The 22,151-nt window shown below is 60.2% G+C and carries 20 protein-coding genes; 14 read left to right on the top strand and 6 right to left on the bottom strand.

Annotation, left to right across the window (positions count from 1 at the left end):
* Window positions 1-2: 2 nt before the first annotated feature.
* The 8 genes from ACA041_RS04450 to ACA041_RS04415 all read left to right on the top strand — a co-directional run bounded on the left by ACA041_RS04450 (window position 3) and on the right by ACA041_RS04415 (window position 9,489).
* Window positions 3-1,463 (top strand): alginate O-acetyltransferase, encoded by a 1,461-nt coding sequence (locus tag ACA041_RS04450; protein WP_497440048.1) that lies wholly within the window; start codon window positions 3-5, stop codon window positions 1,461-1,463.
* Between the two features lie 7 nt (window positions 1,464-1,470).
* Window positions 1,471-2,592 carry a mannuronate-specific alginate lyase gene (locus tag ACA041_RS04445; protein WP_497440047.1) on the top strand — a complete coding sequence of 374 codons (1,122 nt, stop codon included), beginning with the start codon at window positions 1,471-1,473 and terminating at the stop codon, window positions 2,590-2,592.
* 211 nt (window positions 2,593-2,803) lie between these two features.
* Window positions 2,804-4,369: an MBOAT family O-acyltransferase gene (locus ACA041_RS04440; protein ID WP_497440046.1), complete on the top strand. Its 1,566-nt coding sequence runs from the start codon at window positions 2,804-2,806 to the stop codon at window positions 4,367-4,369.
* An 11-nt stretch (window positions 4,370-4,380) separates the two neighbouring features.
* A complete protein-coding gene (locus ACA041_RS04435) occupies window positions 4,381-5,556 on the top strand; it encodes an alginate O-acetyltransferase (RefSeq protein WP_497440045.1) in 1,176 nt (391 codons plus the stop codon).
* 14 nt (window positions 5,557-5,570) lie between these two features.
* On the top strand, window positions 5,571-6,224 hold the full coding sequence (locus ACA041_RS04430) for an alginate O-acetyltransferase AlgF (protein WP_497440044.1): 654 nt from the start codon (window positions 5,571-5,573) through the stop codon (window positions 6,222-6,224).
* 216 nt (window positions 6,225-6,440) lie between these two features.
* Window positions 6,441-7,892, top strand: a complete 1,452-nt coding sequence (locus ACA041_RS04425; RefSeq protein ID WP_497440043.1) for a mannose-1-phosphate guanylyltransferase/mannose-6-phosphate isomerase — start codon at window positions 6,441-6,443, stop codon at window positions 7,890-7,892.
* A gap of 220 nt (window positions 7,893-8,112) precedes the next feature.
* Window positions 8,113-8,577 carry a multidrug transporter gene (locus ACA041_RS04420; RefSeq protein ID WP_497440042.1) on the top strand — a complete coding sequence of 155 codons (465 nt, stop codon included), beginning with the start codon at window positions 8,113-8,115 and terminating at the stop codon, window positions 8,575-8,577.
* A gap of 87 nt (window positions 8,578-8,664) precedes the next feature.
* Window positions 8,665-9,489 (top strand): SDR family oxidoreductase, encoded by an 825-nt coding sequence (locus ACA041_RS04415; RefSeq protein ID WP_497440041.1) that lies wholly within the window; start codon window positions 8,665-8,667, stop codon window positions 9,487-9,489.
* A gap of 147 nt (window positions 9,490-9,636) precedes the next feature.
* Here ACA041_RS04415 and ACA041_RS04410 read toward each other — a convergent pair whose 3' ends face one another.
* The gene (locus tag ACA041_RS04410; protein ID WP_497440040.1) at window positions 9,637-10,518 is read right to left on the bottom strand and encodes a LysR family transcriptional regulator; all 882 of its coding nucleotides are present in this window, start codon (window positions 10,516-10,518) and stop codon (window positions 9,637-9,639) included.
* A gap of 110 nt (window positions 10,519-10,628) precedes the next feature.
* Here ACA041_RS04410 and ACA041_RS04405 point away from each other — a divergent pair, with 110 nt between their 5' ends.
* Both ACA041_RS04405 and ACA041_RS04400 read left to right on the top strand, forming a co-directional pair.
* Window positions 10,629-12,008 carry an MFS transporter gene (locus tag ACA041_RS04405; protein ID WP_497440039.1) on the top strand — a complete coding sequence of 460 codons (1,380 nt, stop codon included), beginning with the start codon at window positions 10,629-10,631 and terminating at the stop codon, window positions 12,006-12,008.
* Complete coding sequence (locus tag ACA041_RS04400; protein WP_497440038.1) at window positions 12,005-12,403, top strand: DUF4440 domain-containing protein; 399 nt, start codon at window positions 12,005-12,007, stop codon at window positions 12,401-12,403. The genes ACA041_RS04405 and ACA041_RS04400 overlap by 4 nt, the downstream gene beginning before the upstream one ends.
* 144 nt (window positions 12,404-12,547) lie before the next feature.
* Here the strand turns inward: ACA041_RS04400 and ACA041_RS04395 are convergent, their stop codons facing one another.
* The 4 genes from ACA041_RS04395 to ACA041_RS04380 are packed head-to-tail and all read right to left on the bottom strand — an operon-like array spanning window position 12,548 to window position 17,329.
* On the bottom strand, window positions 12,548-13,402 hold the full coding sequence (locus ACA041_RS04395; RefSeq protein WP_497440037.1) for an efflux RND transporter periplasmic adaptor subunit: 855 nt from the start codon (window positions 13,400-13,402) through the stop codon (window positions 12,548-12,550).
* A 10-nt stretch (window positions 13,403-13,412) separates the two neighbouring features.
* Window positions 13,413-13,613 (bottom strand): DUF1656 domain-containing protein, encoded by a 201-nt coding sequence (locus ACA041_RS04390; protein ID WP_007896379.1) that lies wholly within the window; start codon window positions 13,611-13,613, stop codon window positions 13,413-13,415.
* Complete coding sequence (locus ACA041_RS04385; protein ID WP_497440036.1) at window positions 13,603-15,795, bottom strand: FUSC family protein; 2,193 nt, start codon at window positions 15,793-15,795, stop codon at window positions 13,603-13,605. The genes ACA041_RS04390 and ACA041_RS04385 overlap by 11 nt, the downstream gene beginning before the upstream one ends.
* 34 nt (window positions 15,796-15,829) lie before the next feature.
* Complete coding sequence (locus tag ACA041_RS04380) at window positions 15,830-17,329, bottom strand: efflux transporter outer membrane subunit (RefSeq protein WP_497440035.1); 1,500 nt, start codon at window positions 17,327-17,329, stop codon at window positions 15,830-15,832.
* A 262-nt stretch (window positions 17,330-17,591) separates the two neighbouring features.
* Between ACA041_RS04380 and ACA041_RS04375 the strand changes: the two genes are divergently transcribed.
* From ACA041_RS04375 to ACA041_RS04360, 4 genes are all read left to right on the top strand, one after another.
* Complete coding sequence (locus tag ACA041_RS04375; RefSeq protein WP_497440034.1) at window positions 17,592-18,560, top strand: LysR family transcriptional regulator; 969 nt, start codon at window positions 17,592-17,594, stop codon at window positions 18,558-18,560.
* Window positions 18,561-18,996: 436 nt separating this feature from the next.
* The gene (locus ACA041_RS04370; RefSeq protein ID WP_497440033.1) at window positions 18,997-19,302 is read left to right on the top strand and encodes a DUF6124 family protein; all 306 of its coding nucleotides are present in this window, start codon (window positions 18,997-18,999) and stop codon (window positions 19,300-19,302) included.
* Window positions 19,303-19,478: 176 nt separating this feature from the next.
* Complete coding sequence (locus ACA041_RS04365; RefSeq protein ID WP_497440032.1) at window positions 19,479-20,453, top strand: 2-hydroxyacid dehydrogenase; 975 nt, start codon at window positions 19,479-19,481, stop codon at window positions 20,451-20,453.
* Window positions 20,454-20,674: 221 nt separating this feature from the next.
* A complete protein-coding gene (locus ACA041_RS04360; RefSeq protein ID WP_497440031.1) occupies window positions 20,675-21,184 on the top strand; it encodes a DUF2165 family protein in 510 nt (169 codons plus the stop codon).
* An 11-nt stretch (window positions 21,185-21,195) separates the two neighbouring features.
* Here the strand turns inward: ACA041_RS04360 and ACA041_RS04355 are convergent, their stop codons facing one another.
* A complete protein-coding gene (locus ACA041_RS04355; RefSeq protein ID WP_497440030.1) occupies window positions 21,196-22,098 on the bottom strand; it encodes a DMT family transporter in 903 nt (300 codons plus the stop codon).
* Window positions 22,099-22,151: the final 53 nt, after the last annotated feature.

Below are 22,151 nucleotides of genomic sequence, written 5' to 3'. Positions count from 1 at the left end.
TTATGCGCCCACACTTGATCAAATTACTCAGCCTGTCGGCCCTGACTGCCGGCATTCTCGCGGCCAGCGCCGGTGCCCGCGCCGATGAAGCTGCCGGTAACACAAGCCCGCCCAGCTTCAGCGCCGAACCGTGCTGCAACCTCTGCCCAGAAGCCCACGACGCGAAGAACTACACCACGCGCTACCAGCAGAACTTCACCACGCTGGTACAGGCCCAGGGTGACTGGCTGTTCCGGACCCAGGAAGACTTGCGCACCGAATTTGACACCACGCCCGCCGGCTACAAACGCATGAAAGAGTTGCACGATGCGTTCAAGAGCAAAGGCGTGGAGCTCGTTGTGGTTTATCAACCCACTCGTGGCCTGGTGAATCGCAACAAACTGAACCCGCAAGAGAAAGCCCAATTCGATTTCGACAAGGCGCTGAAGAACTACAAGACCATGCTCGGCCGTTTCGCGCAGATGGGCTATGTGGTACCGGACCTGTCGCCACTGACCAATGAATCGCTGCCCGACACCCTGCAGGCCCACGACTTCTACTTCCGCGGCGACCAGCACTGGACACCGTATGGCGCCCAGCGCACGGCAAAGATCGTGGCCGAGAAGGTCAAACAGATTCCGGGCTTCGCCGACATTCCAAAGCGTGAATTCGAGACCCATAAGTCGGGTCGCATGGGTAAGACCGGAACATTACACAACATGGCCGGTCAACTCTGTGGCACCAGCTACGCGATCCAGTATATGGATCAGTTCACCACCGAGCCCAAGGGCGAAGCGGGCGATGGCGATCTGTTCAGTGACTCCGGCAATCCGGAGATCACCCTGGTCGGCACCAGCCACAGTGGCAAGAACTACAACTTCGCCGGTTTCCTCCAGGAGGCCATCGGCGCCGACATCCTCAACGTGGCGTTCCCCGGCGGTGGCCTGGAAGGTTCGATGCTGCAGTACCTGGGCAGCGAAGAGTTCCAGACCAAGCCGCCGAAGATTCTGATCTGGGAATTCTCGCCGCTCTATCGCCTCGACCAGGAAACCACCTACCGCCAGATGATGGCGCTGCTGGACAACGGTTGCGAAGGAAAGGATGCACAGATGACCGGCAGCACCACGTTGAAACCGGGCAAGAACGAATTGATGGTCAACAGCAAGAACCTGAACCTGCAGAACAGCAGCCATCAGGTTGATATCCGCTTCGCCGATCCGTCGGTGAAAACCCTGCAAGCCACCCTCTGGTACATGAACGGTCGCCACGAGGACATCAAGATCGAAAAACCGGAAACCTCCGACACCGACGGGCGTTTCGCCTTCGAGTTGCGCACGGACGAAGACTGGGGCTCGCAGAATCTGCTGGCCGTCGAAGTCCAGGGCCCTGAAGCAGGTGCCGCGCCGCAGAAAGTCGAAGCGAAGATCTGCAAACGCAACGTGTTCCCTGGCACTGGGCAGCGTACCGCCCAGGCCGGGCAATGAGGCTACTATGCAAACCCGAACTTTGAAAAAGCTGCTCGCGCCCTCCCTGCTGACGCTGGCGATGTTCGCCGGCGCCACCCAGGCCGCCGCGCCCCTGCGTCCACCCCAGGGTTATTTCGCGCCGATTGAAAAAGTCAAAACCGGCGACAAGAGCGAAGGCTGCGATGCAATGCCAACGCCCTACACCGGCTCGCTGCAGTTTCGCAGCAAGTACGAAGGCTCCGACAAGGCCCGTTCGACCCTGAACGAGGCATCGGAAAAAGCGTTTCGCGACACCACCGCCGACATCACCAAGATCGAGCGCGGCGTCAGCAAGCGCGTGATGCAGTACATGCGTGACGGGCGTCCGGAACAGCTGGAATGCACCCTGAACTGGCTGACCGCCTGGGCCAAGGCCGATGCGTTGATGTCCAAGGACTTCAACCACACCGGCAAGTCCATGCGCAAATGGGCTTTGGGCAGCATGGCATCGTCCTACATCCGCCTGAAGTTCTCCGACTCGCATCCGTTGGCGAACCATCAGCAGGAGTCGCAACTGATCGAAGCCTGGTTCAGCAAGATGGCTGATCAGGTGGTCAGCGATTGGGACAACCTGCCGCTGGAAAAAACCAACAACCACTCGTACTGGTCCGCCTGGTCGGTGATGGCAACCTCCATCGCCACCAACCGTCGCGATCTGTTCGACTGGTCGGTGAAGGAATTCAAGGTCGGCGCCAATCAAATCGACGCCCAGGGTTACCTGCCCAACGAGCTCAAGCGCAAGCAACGCGCCCTCGCCTATCACAACTATGCCCTGCCGCCGCTGGCGATGATCGCCAGCTTCGCCCAGGTCAACGGAGTGGATTTGCGTCAGGAAAACAACGGCGCGTTGAAACGCTTGGGTGATCGAGTGCTCGCCGGCGTTGAAGACCAGGACGAGTTCGAAGAGAAGAGCGGCAAGGAACAGGACATGACCGACCTCAAGGTCGACTCGAAATTCGCCTGGCTCGAACCGTTCTGCTCGCTCTACACCTGCTCGCCGGATGTGCTGGAGAAGAAACACGAGATGCAGCCGTTCAAGACCTTCCGCCTCGGGGGTGACCTGACCAAGGTCTACGACCCGGCTAACGCCAAAGGCAAAGGTTCCTAGAGCAAACATAAAACCCTGTGGGAGCGAGCTTGCTCGCGATGACTGAGTGTCAGTCGACATCGATGCTGAATGTCAGACCGCAATCGCGAGCAAGCTCGCTCCCACAGGGTTAGCGTCAGGCATGAATTGTGTGTAATGCCCCCCGGTTTTCGGTGGGGGGTTTGGGGGGGGCTGCGGCCCTTGACTGTTGGTTAAACACGGAGAGATCGGGATGGTATTTTCGTCCAATGTATTCCTGTTTTTGTTCTTGCCGATCTTTCTCGGCATGTACTACTTGAGCGGAATACGCTATCGCAACCTGCTGCTGCTGCTCGCCAGCTATGTGTTCTATGCCTGGTGGCGTGTGGACTTTCTTGCGCTGTTCGCAGCCGTCACGCTGTGGAACTACTGGATCGGCCTCAAAGTCGGTGCCGCAGGCGTCAGGACCAAACCGGCACAACGCTGGCTGCTCCTGGGCGTGGGCGTCGACCTGTGCATTCTCGGCTACTTCAAGTACGCCAACTTCGGCGTCGACAGCATCAACGCGATGATGACTTCGGTCGGTCTGTCGCCGTTCATCCTGACCCACGTGCTGTTGCCGATCGGGATCTCGTTCTACATCTTCGAGTCCATCAGCTACATCATCGACGTCTACCGCGGTGACACCCCGGCGACCCGCAACCTGATCGACTTTGCTGCGTTCGTCGCGATCTTCCCGCACCTGATCGCCGGCCCGGTATTGCGTTTCCGCGACCTGGCCGACCAGTTCAACAACCGCACCCACACCCTCGACAAGTTCTCCGAGGGCTGCACGCGGTTCATGCAGGGTTTCATCAAGAAAGTCTTCATCGCCGACACCCTGGCGGTGGTGGCCGACCATTGCTTTGCCTTGCAGAACCCGACCACGGGCGATGCCTGGCTCGGCGCCCTGGCCTACACCGCACAGCTGTACTTCGACTTCTCCGGTTACAGCGACATGGCCATCGGCCTGGGCTTGATGATGGGTTTCCGCTTCATGGAAAACTTCAAGCAGCCGTACATCAGCCAGTCGATCACCGAGTTCTGGCGTCGCTGGCACATCAGCCTCTCCACCTGGCTGCGTGACTACCTGTACATCACCCTCGGCGGTAACCGTAAAGGTACGTTGATGACCTATCGCAACCTGTTCCTGACCATGCTGCTCGGTGGTCTGTGGCACGGCGCGAACATCACTTACGTCATCTGGGGCGCCTGGCACGGCATGTGGCTGGCGATCGAAAAGGCCCTCGGCCTGAATACCTCGCCGCGCAGCATCAACCCGATCCGCTGGGCGCTGACCTTCCTGCTCGTGGTCATGGGCTGGGTGATCTTCCGCTCGGAAAACCTGCACGTCGCCGGCCGTATGTACGGCGCGATGTTCAGCTTCGGCGATTGGTCGCTGTCGGAACTCAACGCGGCCAGCCTCACCGGCCTGCAAGTGGCAACTCTGGTGGTGGCGTACGCAACCCTGGCGTTCTTCGGCATCCGTGATTTCTACAGCAACCGGCCGCCAGAGAAGACCCAGCCTGCCGTGAACGTCGAGGCCGATGGCCCGGCCACTGCACAACCAGGAATGATCAAGGCCGTACCGGGCGACAACCCGGCCAGCATCCACGAGCCTGGCTACACCGTCGGCGTTGAAGCGACCGTGCAACCGGCCTACTGGACCGCTGACTGGTCGCGTTATGTGATGCGCGCCCTGGTGCTGCTGCTGTTCATCGCCTCGATTCTCAAACTCTCGGCGCAAAGCTTCTCGCCGTTCCTTTACTTCCAGTTCTGAGGGATCTGACCATGACCCGCTCATTACGCATCTTCTACATCGCCCTGTTCATGCTGACGCTGTTGGCCCTGGGCGTGTGGTCCACGCGCAGTTTCCTGGGCTTCAGCACCAACGCCGATGCGACGGTGCTAAACGGCCGCTGGTCCAAAGCCGTGGAGACCCATTACGACGAAGAGTTCCCGATCAAGCGCCTGGGCACCAACCTCTGGGCCGCGCTGGATTTCAAACTGTTCAACGAAGGTCGTCCGGGCGTCGTGCTCGGTCGCGACCAGTGGTTGTACAGCGATGAGGAATTCAACCCGATCGTCAACGAAGAGTTGAACCTGCAAGGTAACTACGCGCTGGTCGAAGGCGTGCGCCAGACCCTGAAAGAGAAAGGCGTGAAACTGGTGATGGCGATCGTGCCGGCCAAGACTCGCCTGTACCCGGAACACCTGGGTGAGGTGAAGCCTTCGAGCATCCACGCCAACCTTTATCAGGATTTCCATGCCCGTGTCGCGGCCAACAAGGTGATTGCTCCCGACCTGCTCGGCCCGCTACTCAAGGGCAAGCTGGACGGTCAGCAAGTGTTCCTGCGCACCGACACCCACTGGACCCCGGAAGGCGCGCAAATCGCTGCCCAGACCCTGGCCAAAACCATTGCCGACAAGACGCCGCTGAGCGGTGAGCCGCAAAAATTCGTCACCGAACCTGCGGAAAAGGTCACGCACAAGGGCGACCTGCGTCTGTTCCTGCCGCTGGATCCGCTGTTCGAAAACCTGATGCCGGCCACCGAGCCCCTGCAGAAGCGCAACACCGTTGTCGCTGATGGTCAGGCCGGCGGTGACGACGCCCTGTTCGCCAACACTGAAGTACCGGTGGCCCTGATCGGCACCAGCTACAGCGCCAACCCTAACTGGAACTTCGTCGGTGCGCTGAAAGAAGCGCTGCACAGCGACGTGGTCAATTACGCCGAAGACGGCCACGGCCCGATTCTGCCGATGCTCAGCTATCTGCAAAGCGATGCTTTCAAGAACAGCCCGCCACAGGTGCTGATCTGGGAGTTTCCTGAACGTTATCTGCCTGTGAACAACGAAATCGGCGACGCCGACCCGAAGTGGGTCGCAGAGCTCAAAGAAGCTGGTGCTCGCCAACAAAACGTAGCCGCAAACACTAAATCCGAGACGCCCGACCGGGCGCAAAACTGAAAGAGAGGTACACCATGACTTTCACTACTACTCCTCGCCGTCTCGCCAAGACTTTCGCTCTCGTCGCTGGCATGAGCGTGTTGTCGATGTCCGCCTTCGCTGGCGACGCCGCACTCTACGGCCCGACCGCACCGAAAGGCTCGAGCTTCGTGCGTGTCTACAACGCCGGTAACGCTGAAGTCAGCGCCACCGTCGGCAGCACCAACCTGGCCGAAGTCGCGCCGCTGTCCAGCACCGACTTCAGCTTCATGCCCGGCGGCGACTACAGCGCCAAGGTCGGCAGCCAGACCCTGCCGGTGAAACTGGCCGGCGACCACTATTACACCCTGGTCAACAACGCCAGCGGCGCGCCGCAACTGATCGAAGAGCCGCCGTTCAAGAACAAGCAGAAATCCCTGGTTCGCGTACAGAACCTGAGCGACAAGGCCCTGACCCTGAAAACCGCCGATGGTAAGACCGAAGTCGTGCCGAACGTGGCCGCCAAGGGCCGTGGTGAGCGTGAAATCAACCCGGTCAAAGTCAGCCTGGCGCTATACGATGGCGACAAGAAAGTCGGCGACGTGAAACCGGTTGCCCTGGAACGCGGTGAAGCCGCCGTGCTGTACGTCACCGGCAAAGGCAGCAGCCTGTCGCCAGTCTGGGTAAAACGCCCGGTTTCGACGCGCTAATCAATTTGCCTGATTGCTGAAAATTCACCCCAGGACCGCTGAAAAAACGCGGTCCCCTGTAGGAGCTGGCTTGCCAGCGAAGGCGCCCTCGAGGACGCCATCGCCAGCAAGCCGGCTCCTACAGAGGGCGAAGGCAATCCGGACACGAAACAAGAAAAAGAGTGAAACGACAGAACGCAGTAGCTCTGACCCAAACGATTTTCAAGGAGTAACAACATGATTCCGGTGATTTTGTCAGGTGGTAGCGGCTCACGTCTTTGGCCGCTTTCGCGTAAGCAATTCCCCAAGCAATTCCTCGCCCTGACCGGCGAACACACGCTGTTCCAGCAAACCCTGGAACGCCTGGTGTTCGAAGGCATGGACACCCCGATCGTGGTCTGCAACAAGGACCATCGCTTTATCGTCAACGAGCAGCTGCTGGCCCGTAACCTCGACACCCAGCGCATCCTGATGGAACCCTTCGGCCGCAACACTGCGCCGGCGGTGGCCCTGACGGCGATGATGCTGGTCAATGAAGGTCGCGACGAATTGATGCTGGTGCTGCCGGCCGACCACGTGCTCGAAGACCAGAAAGCCCTGCAACGCGCCCTGGCCCTGGCCACCGTCGCTGCCGAAAACGGCGAAATGGTGCTGTTCGGCGTACCGGCCACCAAACCGGAAACCGGCTACGGCTACATCAAGTCGACCAACGACTCGCTGCTGCCCGAAGGCGTCAGCCGTGTTTCGCACTTCGTCGAAAAACCGGACGTGAAACGCGCCACCGAGTTCGTCCAGTCCGGCGGTTACTTCTGGAACAGCGGCATGTTCCTGTTCCGCGCCAGCCGCTTCCTCGAAGAGCTGAAAAAACACGATCCGGACATCTACGACACCTGCGTCCTGACCCTGGAACGCAGCGAACAGGATGCCGACACCGTCGACATCGATTCCGCTACCTTCGCCTGCTGCCCGGACAATTCCATCGACTATTCGGTCATGGAAAAAACCCAACGCGCCTGCGTCGTGCCACTGACTGCTGGCTGGAGCGATGTCGGCTGCTGGTCGTCGCTGTGGGACGTGAACAAGAAAGACGCCAACGGCAACGTCACCAAAGGCGACGTGGTCATCCAGGACAGCAAGAACTGCATGATCCATGGCAACGGCAAGCTGGTGTCGGTGATCGGCCTGGAAAACATCGTGGTCGTCGAAACCAAGGACGCCATGATGATCGTCCACAAGGACAAGGTCCAGGGCGTGAAACAGATGGTCAACACCCTGAACGAGCAAGGCCGCAGCGAAACCCAGACCCACTGCGAAGTCTATCGTCCGTGGGGCTCCTACGACTCGGTGGACATGGGCGGCCGCTTCCAGGTCAAGCGCATCTCGGTCAAGCCGGGCGCGTGCCTGTCGCTGCAAATGCACCACCACCGCGCCGAACACTGGATCGTGGTCAGCGGCACTGCCGAGGTGACCTGCGATGAGAACGTGTTCCTGCTGACTGAAAACCAGTCGACCTATATTCCGATTGCTTCGGTCCACCGCTTGCGTAACCCGGGCAAGATTTCACTCGAGATCATCGAAGTGCAGTCGGGCAGCTACCTGGGTGAAGACGATATCGAGCGGTTTGAAGATATCTACGGTCGCTCCAACCCGATCGAACGCGGCGTGTCGGTGAAAACCATCGCGCAGTAAACGTTCGGTAATACTAAAGCCCCCATCCCGCCCACTGCGTTCCTATCCGCGGTGGGTTGGGTGGGGGCTTTTTTTCGCCTGAGTTTTTTTGTTGCCCCGGCTGTCCCATTCGCCGGCAAGCCGGCGAAAAGGCCAGATAACCCACCGCCGAAACAAGCCCATCGCCAATCGCCCCTGCGCTTAGGTAGGATGACCCTCTCTACCCTGGAGGTTTCGCGTCATGTTCATCGGCGTCCTGCTGGTCATCACCTGGCTGATCCTGTTGCTGCGCTATCCGGCCAAGGCCTTGCCCGTCTCTGTGGCGGCCGCCATAGGCTTGGGCGTGGTAGCCACTTGGGTCATCTGGGCGGACAACCGCGAGGTCAAGCAATTGGCGCGCCTGGAACTGCGCATCAGCTACGCGCCAGAACACTGTCCGGCGGATCGTCCGCTGAAGTTGACCATGAACAATGGCAACGACGTGCCCCTGACCGAGTTGCGCTGGCGTGTCGCGGCATACGCGCCGGGCGATACGGTGAACCTGGCCGACAATCAATACGCCGCGCCCCGTTATCGCGGCCCGGGTGAACTGCAGGCTGGCGCGAATTGGGAAGACTGTTTGCCCATTCCGCCACTGCGTCCCGGTTATCGCCCGCAAACCCTGGAGTTTCGCGCCGAGCGGTTGCAGGGTAGTTTCTCCGACTGACCGCGTTATCGTTCTTCGCGGGCAAGTCGGATCGCCGCACCGCCCGCCCTGCAAAATCACCCCTTTCTATTGCACAAGGACCGCGCCATGCCCGTTGCGTTGATTACCGGTTGTTCCAGCGGCATTGGCCGCGCCCTGGCCGACTCCTTTAAAGGTGCCGGTTACGATGTCTGGGCCAGCGCCCGCAAGGCTGAAGATGTCGCGCTCCTGGCCGCCGCCGGGTTCACCGCCGTGCAACTGGACGTCAATGATGGCGCGGCGCTTGAGGTATTGAGCACTCGGATCAATCAGGAGCGCGGCGGCCTCGATGTATTGATCAACAACGCCGGTTATGGCGCCATGGGGCCGTTGCTCGATGGCGGTGTACCAGCCATGCAGCGCCAGTTTGAAACCAATGTATTCGCCATCGTCGGCGTGACCCGCGCGATGTTTCCGGTGCTGCGTCGCGCCAAAGGATTAGTCGTTAACATTGGTAGCGTGTCCGGGGTTCTGGTGACGCCATTCGCCGGTGCTTACTGTGCGTCAAAAGCCGCGGTGCATGCCTTGAGCGATGCCTTGCGCATGGAGCTGGCGCCGTTCGGTATTCGCGTCATGGAGGTTCAGCCGGGTGCCATCGAGTCCAGCTTCGCCAAAAATGCCGGTCACGAGGCCGAGCAGTTGATCACCGAGCAGTCGCCGTGGTGGCCGTTGCGTGAAGGCATTCGGGCACGGGCCAAGGCGTCTCAGGACAAACCGACGCCGGCCGGTGAATTTGCCGCCGGTTTGTTGAAGGCAGTACAGCAAAGCAAACCGCCTCGGTTGATTCGCCTGGGTAACGGCAGCCGGGCGTTGCCGTTGTTGGCGGGGTTGTTGCCCAAGGGATTGCTGGAGTCGGGGTTGATGAAGCGGTTCGGGTTGCGTGGGCAGCTCTGAACCGAGTAATCGTTCTTCGCGAGCAAGTCGAATCGTCGCACCGCCACTCCCACATTGATCGCTGGTGAACACATAATTTGTGTACGACACAAAACAACTGTGGGAGCGAGCCTGCTCGCGAAGAGGCCAGAACATTCACCAAAAAACTCAACCCCACCCCTTCATGAAATCAATGAACGCCCGCACCTTCAGCGGCAAATGTCGGGTGTCCGGGTACAGCGCATACACCCCTTGCCGGGCGAATGAATGATCCGCCAGCAAGCGCACTAACCGCCCCGCCTGAAGATCCTCTACAACCAGCCACTCAGGCAGGATCGCCACGCCTTGCCCGGACAACGCGAACGCCCGCAAGGTGGCCGAGTTGTCCGCGACAATTGCCGTGCTCCCCGGCCCCGGCTGGTACAGATGCTCCGCGCCCTCGGGATCCGTCACTGTCAATTCCGCCACTCGTCCATGCCCCAAAATCGGCCAATGGTCCAGCGCCGCCAATGTCGACAGGGGTGCAAAGCGGTCGATCAGGGCCGGCGCCGCCACTGCAAAAATTTCAAAGGTCGATAGCTGCACCGCGCGCAAGTTGGAGTCAAGCATGCGCCCCAGCCTGATCGCCAGATCAAAGCGTTCGGAAATCAGATCGGCATGGGTCGAGGACGTCGACAGGTGAACGTTGAGCTGTGGATGCTGCTCGCGAAAGACCGTCAGCGCGGGCACCACCTGCGCCAGCGCAAACTCGACCGTGGTGGTGATGCGCAATGTACCCCGCAGTTGCGAGTGCTCGGAACGGGCCTCCTCGACGGCCATCCGGGCTTCGTCCAGGGTTCGTACGCAACGCAGGTAAAAACGCTCGCCGGCATCCGTCAGCGCAAGTTTGCGTGTGCTGCGGGTGAGCAGCGTGACGCCGAGTTCGGCTTCCAGACGCTTGAGATTGAAGCTCACGACCGCGCGCGTCTGCCCCAGCAGATCAGCCGCAGCCGTCAGCGATCCGGCCTCGACCACAGCCTTGAAGGTGTCAAAACGGTCCAGGCTGACCATGGGCGCGGGCACTCCTTGTCAAAATAATTTTGACAAAGTAGCAGCCAAACCGGCGTTTCCATAGCGCTTGTGGCGCCCTACCCTGCACGCTTCAACACAGGGAAGTCGCCATGACCTATCGCTCGAAAGTCGCGCTGGTGTATCTGCTGGGGTTTGCCCTCGATCTGCTGAACATGTTTGTCGCCAGCATTGCCTACCCCGACATCGCACAAGAACTGCACGCCTCGGTGACCAAACTGGCGTGGATCAGCAACGCCTACATGCTGGGCCTGACGCTGATCATTCCGTTGAGTGTTTGGCTGGCAACGAAGGTCGGCGAGCGCCGCTTGATCCTCGCTTCACTGTTGTTGTTCGGCCTCGCTTCGCTGCTGGTCGCAGGGGCTGGTTCGATTGAAACGCTGATCGGCTGGCGACTGGTACAAGGTCTTGGCGGCGGGTTGTTGATTCCAGTCGGTCAGGCGCTGGCCTTTCGTCACTGCCCGGCGCCACTGCGCAGCCGCTTGACCCTGTGGGTCCTGTCCGTGGCCTTGCTGGTGCCGGCGCTGTCACCGGCGGTCGGTGGATGGATTGTCCAGGCACTGTCCTGGCGCTGGGTCTTTTACCTGAACCTGCCTTTGACGTTGCTAGCTTTCGCGCTGGCAGCCGTGTGGTTGAAGGCCGATCCCCCGGTGTCTCATCGTCCAACCCTGGATGTTCGTGGCCTGCTGCTCGCCGCCTCAAGCCTGAGTTTGTTGCTGATTTCCTTGAGCCTGTTGAGTGAAGCCCCTAGTCGTCATTTCGGACTGATCGGCCTGGGCTTGAGCGCCGTTACGTTGTGGCTGTACCTGCACGATGGTTGGCACAAGCCCGACGCACTCCTCGATTTGCAACTACTGCACAGCCCTTCGTTGCGGCTGGCCATGTGCGTGTACTTGTTGGTCCCCGGCGTGTTCATCGGCACCAGCCTGATCGCGGTGCTGTACCTGCACCAACTCGGTTTCGGCACTGCGCGAATCGGCGCATTGATGTTGCCTTGGGCGCTGGGTTCGGCCGTTGCGATTGTTGTCGGTAAACAGGGCTTCAATCGCTGGGGACCCAAGCCTTTGCTGGTGGCCGGCATGCTGCTGCAAAGCGTTGGCATCGGCTTGCTGATACTGATCGATCAGACCCAAGGGTGGCTGCCGATCATTGCATACGCCTTGATGGGACTGGGTGGCAGCTTGTGCAGCAGCAGCGCGCAAACCCTGGCCTTTATCGATATGTGTGCTGAACGCATGAACCACGCCAGCGCACTGTGGAACATCAATCGCCAGCTGAGTTTTTGCCTTGGCGCGGCAGTGTTGAGTTCCTTGCTGGGCGCCCTCGGCCCTCACTCGCCAGAGGCCTTCAAGCACTGCTTTGTTATCGCCTCAGCCCTGACCTTGCTTCCGATCTTCTCCGTCCTGCACTTCGATGCAACGCGCGTGCAGGCCCTTGTTCGTCCCTCTCACCTACAGGAAAAAACCTCATGAATGATTACCGTGACTACTTTGATGAAGTGGTGCAAGCCCACCGGCAGATCGAACAGTGGTTCGCCCGCCCCCAGGAAAGTGCCGCACTGGAAGACTTGCTGACGCGGTTTTCACCACGGTTTTCGATGATCTCGCCGTTGGGTCGGGTATTGGATCTTGATGCGTTGAGTGCGTTGTTCCGGCTGGCTGGCGGAACGAAGAGCGGGTTCAGGATCGAGCTCAGTGAGTTGAACGGGATTGATTTGCATGAGCGTGGCGCGACAGTGAGTTATCGCGAGCGGCAAATGGATGCGACCGGGGCGCAGTCAGATCGGCGGTCGACGGTGGTGTTTGAGAGGCAGGCCGGCGGGGCGCTGCTATGGCGCCATTTGCAGGAGACCTTTTGCGAGGCGTGATCCTTTGTCTTCTGCCTGTTGGACCGAGTCGCCTGCATTCGCGAGCAGGCTCGCTCCCACATTGATCGCATTGGGTGCTGATTTGGCAAGCGACGCAAATCTCCTGTGGGAGCGAGCCTGCTCGCGAATGCAGGCGACTCGGTCTTACTGTGGCGTGACCACCACCGTGCAGGTAATCCCCGCCGCCAGCAGCACCCCTTGCGGCACTTCATCGATGTGAATCCGCACCGGCACTCTCTGGGCCAGACGCACCCAGTTGAAGGTCGGGTTCACATCCGCGATCAATTCACGGCTTTCCGGATTATCCCGGTCGTAGATCCCGCGAGAAATGCTTTCCACATGCCCCTTGAGCACTTCCCCGCTCATCAGTTGCATGTCGGCTTTGTCACCCACCCGCACATGGGGCAATTTGGTTTCTTCAAAGAAGCCATAAACCCAGAACGAGTTCATATCGACCACGGCCATTTTCGCTTCACCAATACGTGCATAGTCGCCGCGATGCACGTTGAGGTTAGTCACGTAGCCATCCACCGCCGCCCGCACCTCGGTGCGTTTAAGGTTCAGCTGGGCAGCTTCCAGTTGGGCCTGGGCGTGCTGATAATCGGCCAGGGCCGAGTCGGCGATGTTGCTGGCGTCGTCGCGGTTTTCCCTGGAGATCACCAGGTTGTCCATGTCGGCGCGGCGATGGGCGTTGACCTTGCGCATTTCCCAGGTCGACTTGCGTGAAGCCACCAGCGATTGTGCCTGTTTGACCACGACGCGGTAATGCTCGGGGTCGATGCGCATCAGCAGATCACCCTTTTTTACCAGCTGGTTGTCGTGTACCGGCACGTCCACCACTTCCCCGGTCACGTCAGCGGCAACGTTGATGATGTCGGCGCGCACCCGGCCATCGCGGGTCCACGGCGTATTCATGTAGTGCTGCCACAGGGTGCGGCCGATCCAGATCGCGAGGATCAGCACCAACAGCGTGGCGAGCAGACTGAAAAGCTTTTTCATCAGGACGTTCTCAACGGTAGACAGTCAGCGCCAGGGCGCCGAACAGACAGGTAAACAGACTCAGGCGCAGCAGCGCCGGGTGCCAGAAGAAGCGGTACAGGTCGAACCCGGACAGGAACCGGTCAAGTGCCCAAGCCAGTGCCGCGGCGATGAAAAACATCAGCGTCATGGTCGGCATGTAGACGCCGTGGAAGGCGATTTCACGAGGCATGTTCAAGTCCTTGGGGCTGGGTGCCGGCATACGCCGCAAGCGGTGATTGCGGGTCGAGCAATGACGTGCGGATAAAGTGCAGATAGCTCTTCACCCGGCGCAATGCCGAGGTGTCGAAGTGCGGGGCGAAGGGTTCGTCGGTGGCTTGCACCCGGCTGATCGCATGGTCGACCGCGACCAGGCTGCGCTGCAGATTGCTTTGGCTCGGTTGCAGAAACAGCCGCACCAGCGAACGGCCCATGACGCGAATGGCCTGGCGCCACGGCTGGGATTGGGCATAGGCCGGATGCACCGGCAGAATCGCCTGCTCCTTGCGCAACTCGATGATCGCGTGCCCGACTTCCAACACCACGAACATCCAGCGCAGCAGGTCCCGTTGTACCTGTGGCTGACCTGCGGCGAGCCCGTAAGCCTGGTGCAACAAGTCCCGGGTGCGGCTTTCAAAACCCGATGCCAGCCCTTTGAGCTTGCCACTGATGGCGTACACCACCTGACCACGCAAATCCTGCTCCAGCCGACGCCATAACCAGCGACTGTTGGGCGGCAGGATGATCGCCCCGGCTGCCGCGCACACCAGCATGCCGAGCACCATGGCGATGTAGTCGTTGATGAAGGCGTAGGGGTTGTAGACGGTGAGGTTGTCCGGCACCGAACCGGTGCTGAAGAAGATCAGCAAACCGAGACCGACACCGGCGTATTGCGGCCGTGAGCTGAGGAACGAACCGAGCACGATCACCGGCGCGAGCATCACGCAGAGCAATGGAAAACCGTCGATCCACGGAAAGATGAAAAACATCTCGACGAAGCCGATCAAGGCCCCGAGCAGGGTGCCGCAGGCCATCTGGAACGCCATGCGTTTTGGGTTCGGTGTCGCGGCTGAAAGGCCCACGGTGGCGGCGGCAATCAGGGTCATGGTCGCCCCGCTCGGCCATGCGGTGGCGACCCAATAGCTGCCCAGCACCAGCAGAATGAACGCGGCGCGAATCCCCGACGCGGCAGACGCCAGCCAGTTGGTTTGCGGGGTGAAAGGTTCGTCCCAGCGTTCACGTTCATGGCTGTGATCGGCCAGGGAGGCGTGGGTCTGTGCATAACTGTGCAGATCGTCGACGAAGCGATAGAGCAATTCGTAAGCAGTGTGGAAATCCAGCTGTTCGGCGTCGCTGGGATCACTCTCCTGAAAGGTCGCCCTCAGACTGCGCACTTGCGTCGGCAAGTCTGCCTTATAGGTGGTCAATGCCGTCGTCAGCCGTGCGGCATCGGGACTGGTCAGGGCGCGACCGCTGAAGCCGTCGAGCAGTTCGGCGAGGTCCTGCAAACCCGGCTTGATCGCGACGACGACGTGGTCGGCGCCGCTGCTGCGCAAGCGTTCGAGCAGCTGGTGCAAGGCGTTGAAACGCGTGGTGATGCCCATGAATTCGCTGTTCAAGCGACTGAGTCGTCCATTGCGTCGACGCATGTGCGGGTCTTCGAACACGGTGACGCTGCGCAGGCTTTCCAAGCCCACTGCCTCAGCAATAAAGCGCACGTTGCCGGCTTCAAAAGCGTCCCGTTTGCTGCGGCCGCGCAAGCCATCGGTGACAAACAACGCAAACACCCCGAAGCGCTGGTACAAGGCATTACGCATCGCGGCGCTGGCGGTTTGCGGCAGGATCGCGGCGCTCACCACGGTGGCGCAAAGAATCCCCAGGGAGATTTCCAGCACCCGCCACACGGCGGCCATGAACGCGCCATCCGGGTGGGCCAGTGCAGGCAAGCCGACCATCGCCGCGGTGTACCCGGCGAGCACAAAACCATAGGCGCGAAAGTTGCGACAACGCGCCGCGCCGGCGGAGCAAATGCCGACCCAGATCGCCAGCGAGCCGAGGAACAGTTCAGTGTTTTGCGCGAACAAGGCAATCAGCGCGACCATCACCGCCGACCCGGTCAAGGTGCCAAGGAAGCGATAAAAGCTCTTGGCGAACACCTGACCGCTTTGCGGCTGCATGACAATGAACACGGTGATCATCGCCGTGCGCGGTTGCGGCAACTCCAGGCGCATCGCCAGCCACAGCGTCAGGAACGCGGCGAACAGCACCTTGAAAATGTAGACCCAGGTCACGCCGTCACTGCGTGCCCAGTCAAGGAAACCCCGGCGCCATTCGAGGGAGTGCAGCCAGCGCAAGGGTGCGGGCAAGGGAGTCATGGGATCCTGCTCAGTGGAACCTGTGGTGTTTTGTTCAACGCAAAAGGCTCGGGGTTTTTGGTGCTGTGGTCTGGCTGTCTGTTGGCGCATCGTTGCCCGCTTCGAGTCCACCGCCGAGCGCCGTCACCAGTTCGGCATGGGCACCGAGGCGCGCGGCCTGAACCTGTTGCTGCACTTGTTGTTGCTTGAACAACAACGTCTGGGCGTTGAGCACGTTGAGGTAATCGGTAAGGCCGCGCTGGTAGGCGATCATTGCGATGTCGTAGGTCTTCTGCGCGGTGGCCACTGACTCGGTGGCGAAGGCTTGCTGCTTGTCCATGGATTCGCGGCGGATCAACTGATCGGAGATGTTTTTCAGCGCGTTGACCAGGGTCTGGTTGTACCTGGCCACGGCCATGTCGTAACCGGCGCTCGCCTCGCCCAGCTCCGAGCGCAAACGGCCACCGTCGAAAATCGGCAACGAGATGGCCGGGCCGACGCTGTAGTTGAGCTTCTTGCCGGTCAGGAACTCCAGCGCCCCGCCGCCGGTGGCCATGTAACCGAGGCTGCCGACCAGGTCGACGTTGGGGTAGAAGCCGGCGTGGGCAACATCGATGCCTCGCGCCTGCGCCGCCACTTGCCAACGACTGGCAACCACGTCCGGGCGCTGACCCAGCAATTGCGCGGGCAGCGACGACGGCAGTTTCAGCGCCGCGCCCAGCGACAATGTCGGCCGCTGTAACTGCGCGCCCTCTCCTGGGCCCTTGCCGGCCAGGGCTGCGAGCTGGTTGCGGCTCAGGGCGATTTCTTCGTCCAGCGCATCGATCTGGCGATGGGTTTCCGGCAACGGCGTTTCGGCCTGGCTGACTTCGAAATGGGTGCCGATACCACCTTCCAAACGTTTTTGCGCGAGGTCGAGAATTTGCTGTTGCTGTTTAAGCGTCGCCGCGACGATGTCCCGTTGCGCGTAATGCAACGAGAGTTCGATATAGGCCCGCACGACGTTGTGCTGCAATTCGAGCTGGGCCAGGCGCGCTTCGGCGGCGCTCATGTGGGCCATGTCCACGGCGCGCTCGGTGGCATTGCTTTCGCGCCCCCAAAGGTCGAGGGCGTAACTGAAACCCAACGCCGCGTTGTTGTCCCAAGTGGTGGTATTGGCCAACTCCCCCGGCCCATAGAACTGATCGGTAGGCCAGTTGTGGCGCTTTAGAGTGGACTCGCCGTTGATCTGCAGCGACTCGGCGGACTCGATGATGCCCGTCAGGGCTCTGGCCTGACGCACCCTGGCGGCGGCCATGGCCATGGTCGGGCTGCCTTGCACGGCGAGGTCGATCCAGCGGTTCAGTTGCGGGTCGCCATAGGCCTGCCACCATTGCGCGGCGGGCCAGTGAGCATCCTGCGCGGCGCTCTGGATCGCCTCGTCGGTGGCCAGTGAATTGGCCTCCAGTGCCTTGCCCTGCGGGACAATACCTGCGGTTCCGATGCAGCCGCTGATTGCCAGGGTTAAGGCCAGAACACTGAGCGTCGTTAGCGCTCTGTTGATGCGACGCGGCACTGTTGCGATTTCCTGAAAGAAGGGGGGCTGTAGGAGCCGGCTTGCTGGCGATGGCATCACCGCGGTGTATCTGAAAGACCGCAGTGATGCCATCGCCAGCAGCCGGCTCCTACAGCGGAGGCAATTCTATTGGTCGACCGGAAGGGCGATAAGCTGGGATTCTTGTGAATCTTTATTACCGTTCGCGCGATAATCCCTTGGTCGGGGGTCTCAGACTCTGAAACTTCGTGTCACAATTTGCCATTCGCCCAGAGAGCACCCCATGGACACTTTGCAAAACATGCGCGCCTTCAGTTACGTGGCCGAGGCCGGCAGCTTCACCGCCGCCGCCGTGCAACTCGACACCACCACGGCCAACGTCTCGCGCGCGGTCTCCAACCTGGAAGCCCACCTGCAAACCCGCCTCCTCAACCGCACCACCCGCCGCATCGCCCTGACCGAGGCCGGCAAGCGTTACCTGTTGCGTTGCGAGCAGATCCTGGCCTATGTCGAAGAAGCCGAAGCCGAGGCCAGCGACGCCCACGCCCGCCCGGCCGGGCAACTCAAGGTGCACACCATGACCGGCATCGGTCAGCACTTCGTGATCGACGCCATCGCGCGCTACCGCAAGACCCACCCGGACGTCACCTTCGACCTGACCCTGGCCAACCGCGTACCGGACCTGCTGGACGAGGGCTACGACGTGTCCATCGTCCTCGCCAGCGAACTGCCGGATTCAGGCTTCGTCTCCCAGCGCCTGGGCATCACCTACAGCATCGTTTGCGCCTCGCCGGCCTATGTAAAAGCCAACGGCTGCGCCCATAAACCCAGCGACCTGCTCAACCACGCCTGTCTGCGCCTGGTGAGCCCGGTGATCCCCCTGGAGAAATGGACCTTCGATGGCCCGGAAGGCCAGGAAATGGTCACCATCAACAGCTCACCCTTTCTGGTGAACTCCGCCGATGCCATGAAAACCGCGATCATCAGCGGCATGGGGGTGGGTGTGTTGCCGGTGTATGCGGCGATTGAAGGACTGCGCAATGGCACACTGGTGCGGGTGATGCCGAACTACCGCTCGCAGGAATTGAACCTGTATGCGATCTACCCTTCGCGACAGTATCTTGATGCGAAGATCAAGACGTGGGTCGAGTACTTGCGCGGATCGCTGCCGGAGATACTGGCGGCGCATCAGGCGGAATTGGCGGCGTATGAATTGAGCGGGAGTCTGGCCGGGGTCCGGTTGGCGAACTGACCACCGATTACTGTAGGAGCGAGCTTGCTCCGGGCGGCGTTCCGACGATGGTCGTTAACGATGACGCTGTAAACCTGACATCCAGCGCTGGCCTCACGTTTTTCGCGAGCGAGCTCGCTCCTACAAAAGGTGCGATGTCTGAGGATGTTTCCGACACGTTCTGTCGGTTGTCGTGTGGGAAGCGAAATAGGTAGGCTTTGGGGGTCGCTGACGAATCAGCGATCAGGCCTGGAAAACCTGACCACTACCACAGCTCATGGCATACTGCGGCGCTTTTTTATGCTCGCAATGTTATGGCGGCTGTGCGCGGGAGACCTTCGGGTCTGCCGGCTTTGGTCTGTGGTCCGGTTTTTCCAGTCCGCGCACAGCTGCCACCCTATCGTCTGGAAAACGAAAGGTGGCGGTCCTGACACACCGACCATAGAGATACGCCCTTATGTTTAAACCAACCCCTAACCCCCCCGAAGCTGACTGCATTTCCTCACCAAAACCACTCAACTTCAAAGCCTCCATCCCGCCCCACACACCCAGCCATCTATTCGTTGTCGCCCCCAACATCAACACCGAAACCCTATTGGTCCACGCCAGCGAATCCCTCGCCTCGGCCAGTGTCATGGCCAGTGACCTCGCCGGATTTCTGGACGGTCCCCACCGCAACGCCTTGTTGGGCATCCAGCAGGTCATCATGCTGGGCGAACTGGCCGTCAATCGCGCGCTGGACAGTATCGATCCGCAGGATTAAGAATCCGCGCCGGCTCCTGCAGGAGCCGGCTTGCCGGCGATCGCTGCAACAAGGTGTACCTGACACTCCGCCATCGCTGCGGTGCGGCACATCCGACGCATTCAGGTACTCGCACAACGTCCGGGAAGAATGTTAGCGTGCTTGGCATTCTCCAATGCCCGACGAGCCCTCCTCCCATGAAAAAGACAGTCCTGGCCTTCAGCCGCGTCACTCCCGAGATGATCGAACGCCTCAAGCAAGACTTCGACGTCATCGTGCCGAATCCGAAAAACGGCGACATCAACGCCCAATTCAACGAAGCCCTGCCCCACGCCCACGGACTGATCGGCGTCGGTCGCAAACTGGGCCGCGCCCAACTGGAAAACGCCAGCAAACTCGAAGTCGTCTCCAGCGTCTCGGTCGGCTACGACAACTACGACGTCGCCTACTTCAACGAGCGCGGGATCATGCTCACGAACACCCCCGACGTGCTCACCGAAAGCACCGCCGACCTGGCCTTCGCCTTGCTCATGAGCAGTGCCCGGCGCGTCGCGGAACTGGACGCCTGGACCAAGGCCGGCCAATGGCAAGCCACCGTCGGCGCGCAGTTGTTCGGTTGCGATGTGCATGGCAAGACCCTGGGCATCGTCGGCATGGGCAACATCGGCGCCGCGATTGCCCGTCGCGGGCGCCTGGGTTTCAACATGCCGGTCATCTACAGCGGCAACAGCCGCAAGACCGGACTGGAACGCGAACTCGGCGCGCAAATGCGCAGCCTCGACCAACTGCTGGCCGAAGCCGACTTCGTCTGCCTGGTAGTGCCGCTCAGCGAAAAGACCAGACACCTGATCAGCCATCGTGAACTGGCGTTGATGAAACCGAGCGCCATTCTGGTGAACATCGCTCGCGGTCCGGTCGTCGACGAACCGGCCCTGATCGAAGCCCTGCAGAACAACCGTATCCGCGGCGCCGGCCTGGATGTCTATGAGAAAGAACCGCTGGCCGATTCGCCGCTGTTCCAGTTGAAAAATGCTGTCACATTGCCGCACATCGGCTCTGCTACCCATGAAACCCGCGAAGCGATGGCCAATCGGGCCTTGAGCAATCTGCGCAGCGCCTTGCTGGGCGAACGACCACAGGATCTGGTCAACCCTCAGGTCTGGCAGGGCTGAGTGACCCACGGCACGTCTGGATGGACGTGCCATTTCCATCACGGCCGCAGGAATGTTCAGCGACGGATGACACCCCTCCTCTTTCGACACTTCAATTACTTGGCCTGCGCCATAACAGAAGACATAACTTGCAACTCAGTCCTCGCCAGACTTATTCAAAAAACGTTATAAGCTTCAAAAATCTGGAGGCAATACCAAACGGACTTTTGGAGAACAAATAGATGAATAAATTCACCGCCGCCTGCGCAATCAGACGCAGCAAAGTGCTGATTGTCTTGATGGCAGCAATATTCGGTATCGCCACGCTAATCAATAATTTTACCGACTACACGGCCTACACCGAGTATATCGGGCGAATCATCAGTATGAGCGATACCCAAGGCAACGATTCCCGACGCTACCGGGCTGTCACCTCGACCCTGTTTCACCACCGGTTTTACTGGGCAATCATCACGTTCGAGGTCATTTTCACTTTCAGTTGCCTGTATGGGTCCTATCAGCTTTACCGGAAACTTGATGCGCCGCGCAACGATTTTCACGAGGCCAAGAAGTTTGCCATAGTGGGTTTGACCACCGCTATTTTTGTTTATTACGTCCTGTACATCATCATACTTAATGAGTGGTTCGACCTGGAGTATTCCGCTCAGGGCAATGCCTTTGAATGGGCACGAAGCAACATTGAATACATGTTCCTAGCATTGATATACCTGGCACTGGTAAACGACAAATAACAGTGTTCAGTTCATGCAAACTTACCCGGTACCGGTTTGCCCCCCACGCCGGGTTTGCGAAACACCAGCACATTACCCAGCATGACCATCACCAGGCCCGCCAGCGCCGGAGCGGTCCACTGGTAACCCTCGACAACGGCCGACACGTTGAGCGCCACCACCGGAAACAACACCGTGCAATAGGCTGCCCGCTCCGGGCCCATGCGCCCGACCAGCGTCAGGTAGGCAGTAAAACCGATAACTGAACCGGGAATCACCAGATACAACAACGAGCCGATGTAACGGGCGTTCCACTCCATATCGAACGCAATACCTTTGACCAGGCACCAGACCGAGAGCATCGCCGCGCCATAGGCCATGCCCCAGGCGTTGGTCGTCAGCGGTCTGAGACCGGCCTTCTGCTGCAGACTCGAGAGCATGTTGCCGGCCGAAAAGCACAGGGTGCCGAGCAATGCCAGTCCCAGCCCGAGCAAGGTTTCCGGGCTGGCGGTATGACCGGCGAGTTCAGGCCAGAACAACAGGCCGAGCCCGAGCAACCCCAGCGCTCCGCCCGTCAGCACATTGCGGGCAATTTTCTGACCGAAGAAAACCCGCGCATTGAAGGCGTTCCACAGCGTGGCGGTGGAAAACACCACCGCCACCAGGCCGCTGGGGATCCACTGGCTGGCGGTAAGGAAACACATGAAATTGATGCAAAACAGGCACAGCCCCTGCGCCACGCAGATCAGATGCCCGCGGCGGTTCATCACTTGCAGCTTGCGGCTGAGCAGCAACATCACGAACAGCACCAATGCGGCGAGGCCAAAGCGATAGACAATCGACACGGGGATGGCCACCACGCCCAGTTGCCATTTCAGGGCAATCCAGGTGGTGCCCCAGATCAGCACGGTCAGCAGATATAACGAAAGGTTCATGACAAAGACTCCGGAATGGGGCAACGCTGTTCGATTCTGTGGCGAGCGAGCTT

Source organism: Pseudomonas sp. LBUM1676, assembly GCF_059695605.1.
The sequence above is the reverse complement of the archived record's forward strand: the minus strand, read 5'-3'. Positions and strand labels throughout refer to the sequence as shown.

What these genes read in the sequence shown, in the direction of transcription:
- ACA041_RS04450 (WP_497440048.1), top strand. Translation starts at nt 3, where the DNA reads ATGCGCCCACACTTGATCAAATTACTCAGCCTGTCGGCCCTGACTGCC.
- ACA041_RS04445 (WP_497440047.1), top strand. Translation starts at nt 1,471, where the DNA reads ATGCAAACCCGAACTTTGAAAAAGCTGCTCGCGCCCTCCCTGCTGACG.
- ACA041_RS04440 (WP_497440046.1), top strand. Translation starts at nt 2,804, where the DNA reads ATGGTATTTTCGTCCAATGTATTCCTGTTTTTGTTCTTGCCGATCTTT.
- ACA041_RS04435 (WP_497440045.1), top strand. Translation starts at nt 4,381, where the DNA reads ATGACCCGCTCATTACGCATCTTCTACATCGCCCTGTTCATGCTGACG.
- ACA041_RS04430 (WP_497440044.1), top strand. Translation starts at nt 5,571, where the DNA reads ATGACTTTCACTACTACTCCTCGCCGTCTCGCCAAGACTTTCGCTCTC.
- ACA041_RS04425 (WP_497440043.1), top strand. Translation starts at nt 6,441, where the DNA reads ATGATTCCGGTGATTTTGTCAGGTGGTAGCGGCTCACGTCTTTGGCCG.
- ACA041_RS04420 (WP_497440042.1), top strand. Translation starts at nt 8,113, where the DNA reads ATGTTCATCGGCGTCCTGCTGGTCATCACCTGGCTGATCCTGTTGCTG.
- ACA041_RS04415 (WP_497440041.1), top strand. Translation starts at nt 8,665, where the DNA reads ATGCCCGTTGCGTTGATTACCGGTTGTTCCAGCGGCATTGGCCGCGCC.
- ACA041_RS04410 (WP_497440040.1), bottom strand. Translation starts at nt 10,518, where the DNA reads ATGGTCAGCCTGGACCGTTTTGACACCTTCAAGGCTGTGGTCGAGGCC.
- ACA041_RS04405 (WP_497440039.1), top strand. Translation starts at nt 10,629, where the DNA reads ATGACCTATCGCTCGAAAGTCGCGCTGGTGTATCTGCTGGGGTTTGCC.
- ACA041_RS04400 (WP_497440038.1), top strand. Translation starts at nt 12,005, where the DNA reads ATGAATGATTACCGTGACTACTTTGATGAAGTGGTGCAAGCCCACCGG.
- ACA041_RS04395 (WP_497440037.1), bottom strand. Translation starts at nt 13,402, where the DNA reads ATGAAAAAGCTTTTCAGTCTGCTCGCCACGCTGTTGGTGCTGATCCTC.
- ACA041_RS04390 (WP_007896379.1), bottom strand. Translation starts at nt 13,613, where the DNA reads ATGCCTCGTGAAATCGCCTTCCACGGCGTCTACATGCCGACCATGACG.
- ACA041_RS04385 (WP_497440036.1), bottom strand. Translation starts at nt 15,795, where the DNA reads ATGACTCCCTTGCCCGCACCCTTGCGCTGGCTGCACTCCCTCGAATGG.
- ACA041_RS04375 (WP_497440034.1), top strand. Translation starts at nt 17,592, where the DNA reads ATGGACACTTTGCAAAACATGCGCGCCTTCAGTTACGTGGCCGAGGCC.
- ACA041_RS04370 (WP_497440033.1), top strand. Translation starts at nt 18,997, where the DNA reads ATGTTTAAACCAACCCCTAACCCCCCCGAAGCTGACTGCATTTCCTCA.
- ACA041_RS04365 (WP_497440032.1), top strand. Translation starts at nt 19,479, where the DNA reads ATGAAAAAGACAGTCCTGGCCTTCAGCCGCGTCACTCCCGAGATGATC.
- ACA041_RS04360 (WP_497440031.1), top strand. Translation starts at nt 20,675, where the DNA reads ATGAATAAATTCACCGCCGCCTGCGCAATCAGACGCAGCAAAGTGCTG.
- ACA041_RS04355 (WP_497440030.1), bottom strand. Translation starts at nt 22,098, where the DNA reads ATGAACCTTTCGTTATATCTGCTGACCGTGCTGATCTGGGGCACCACC.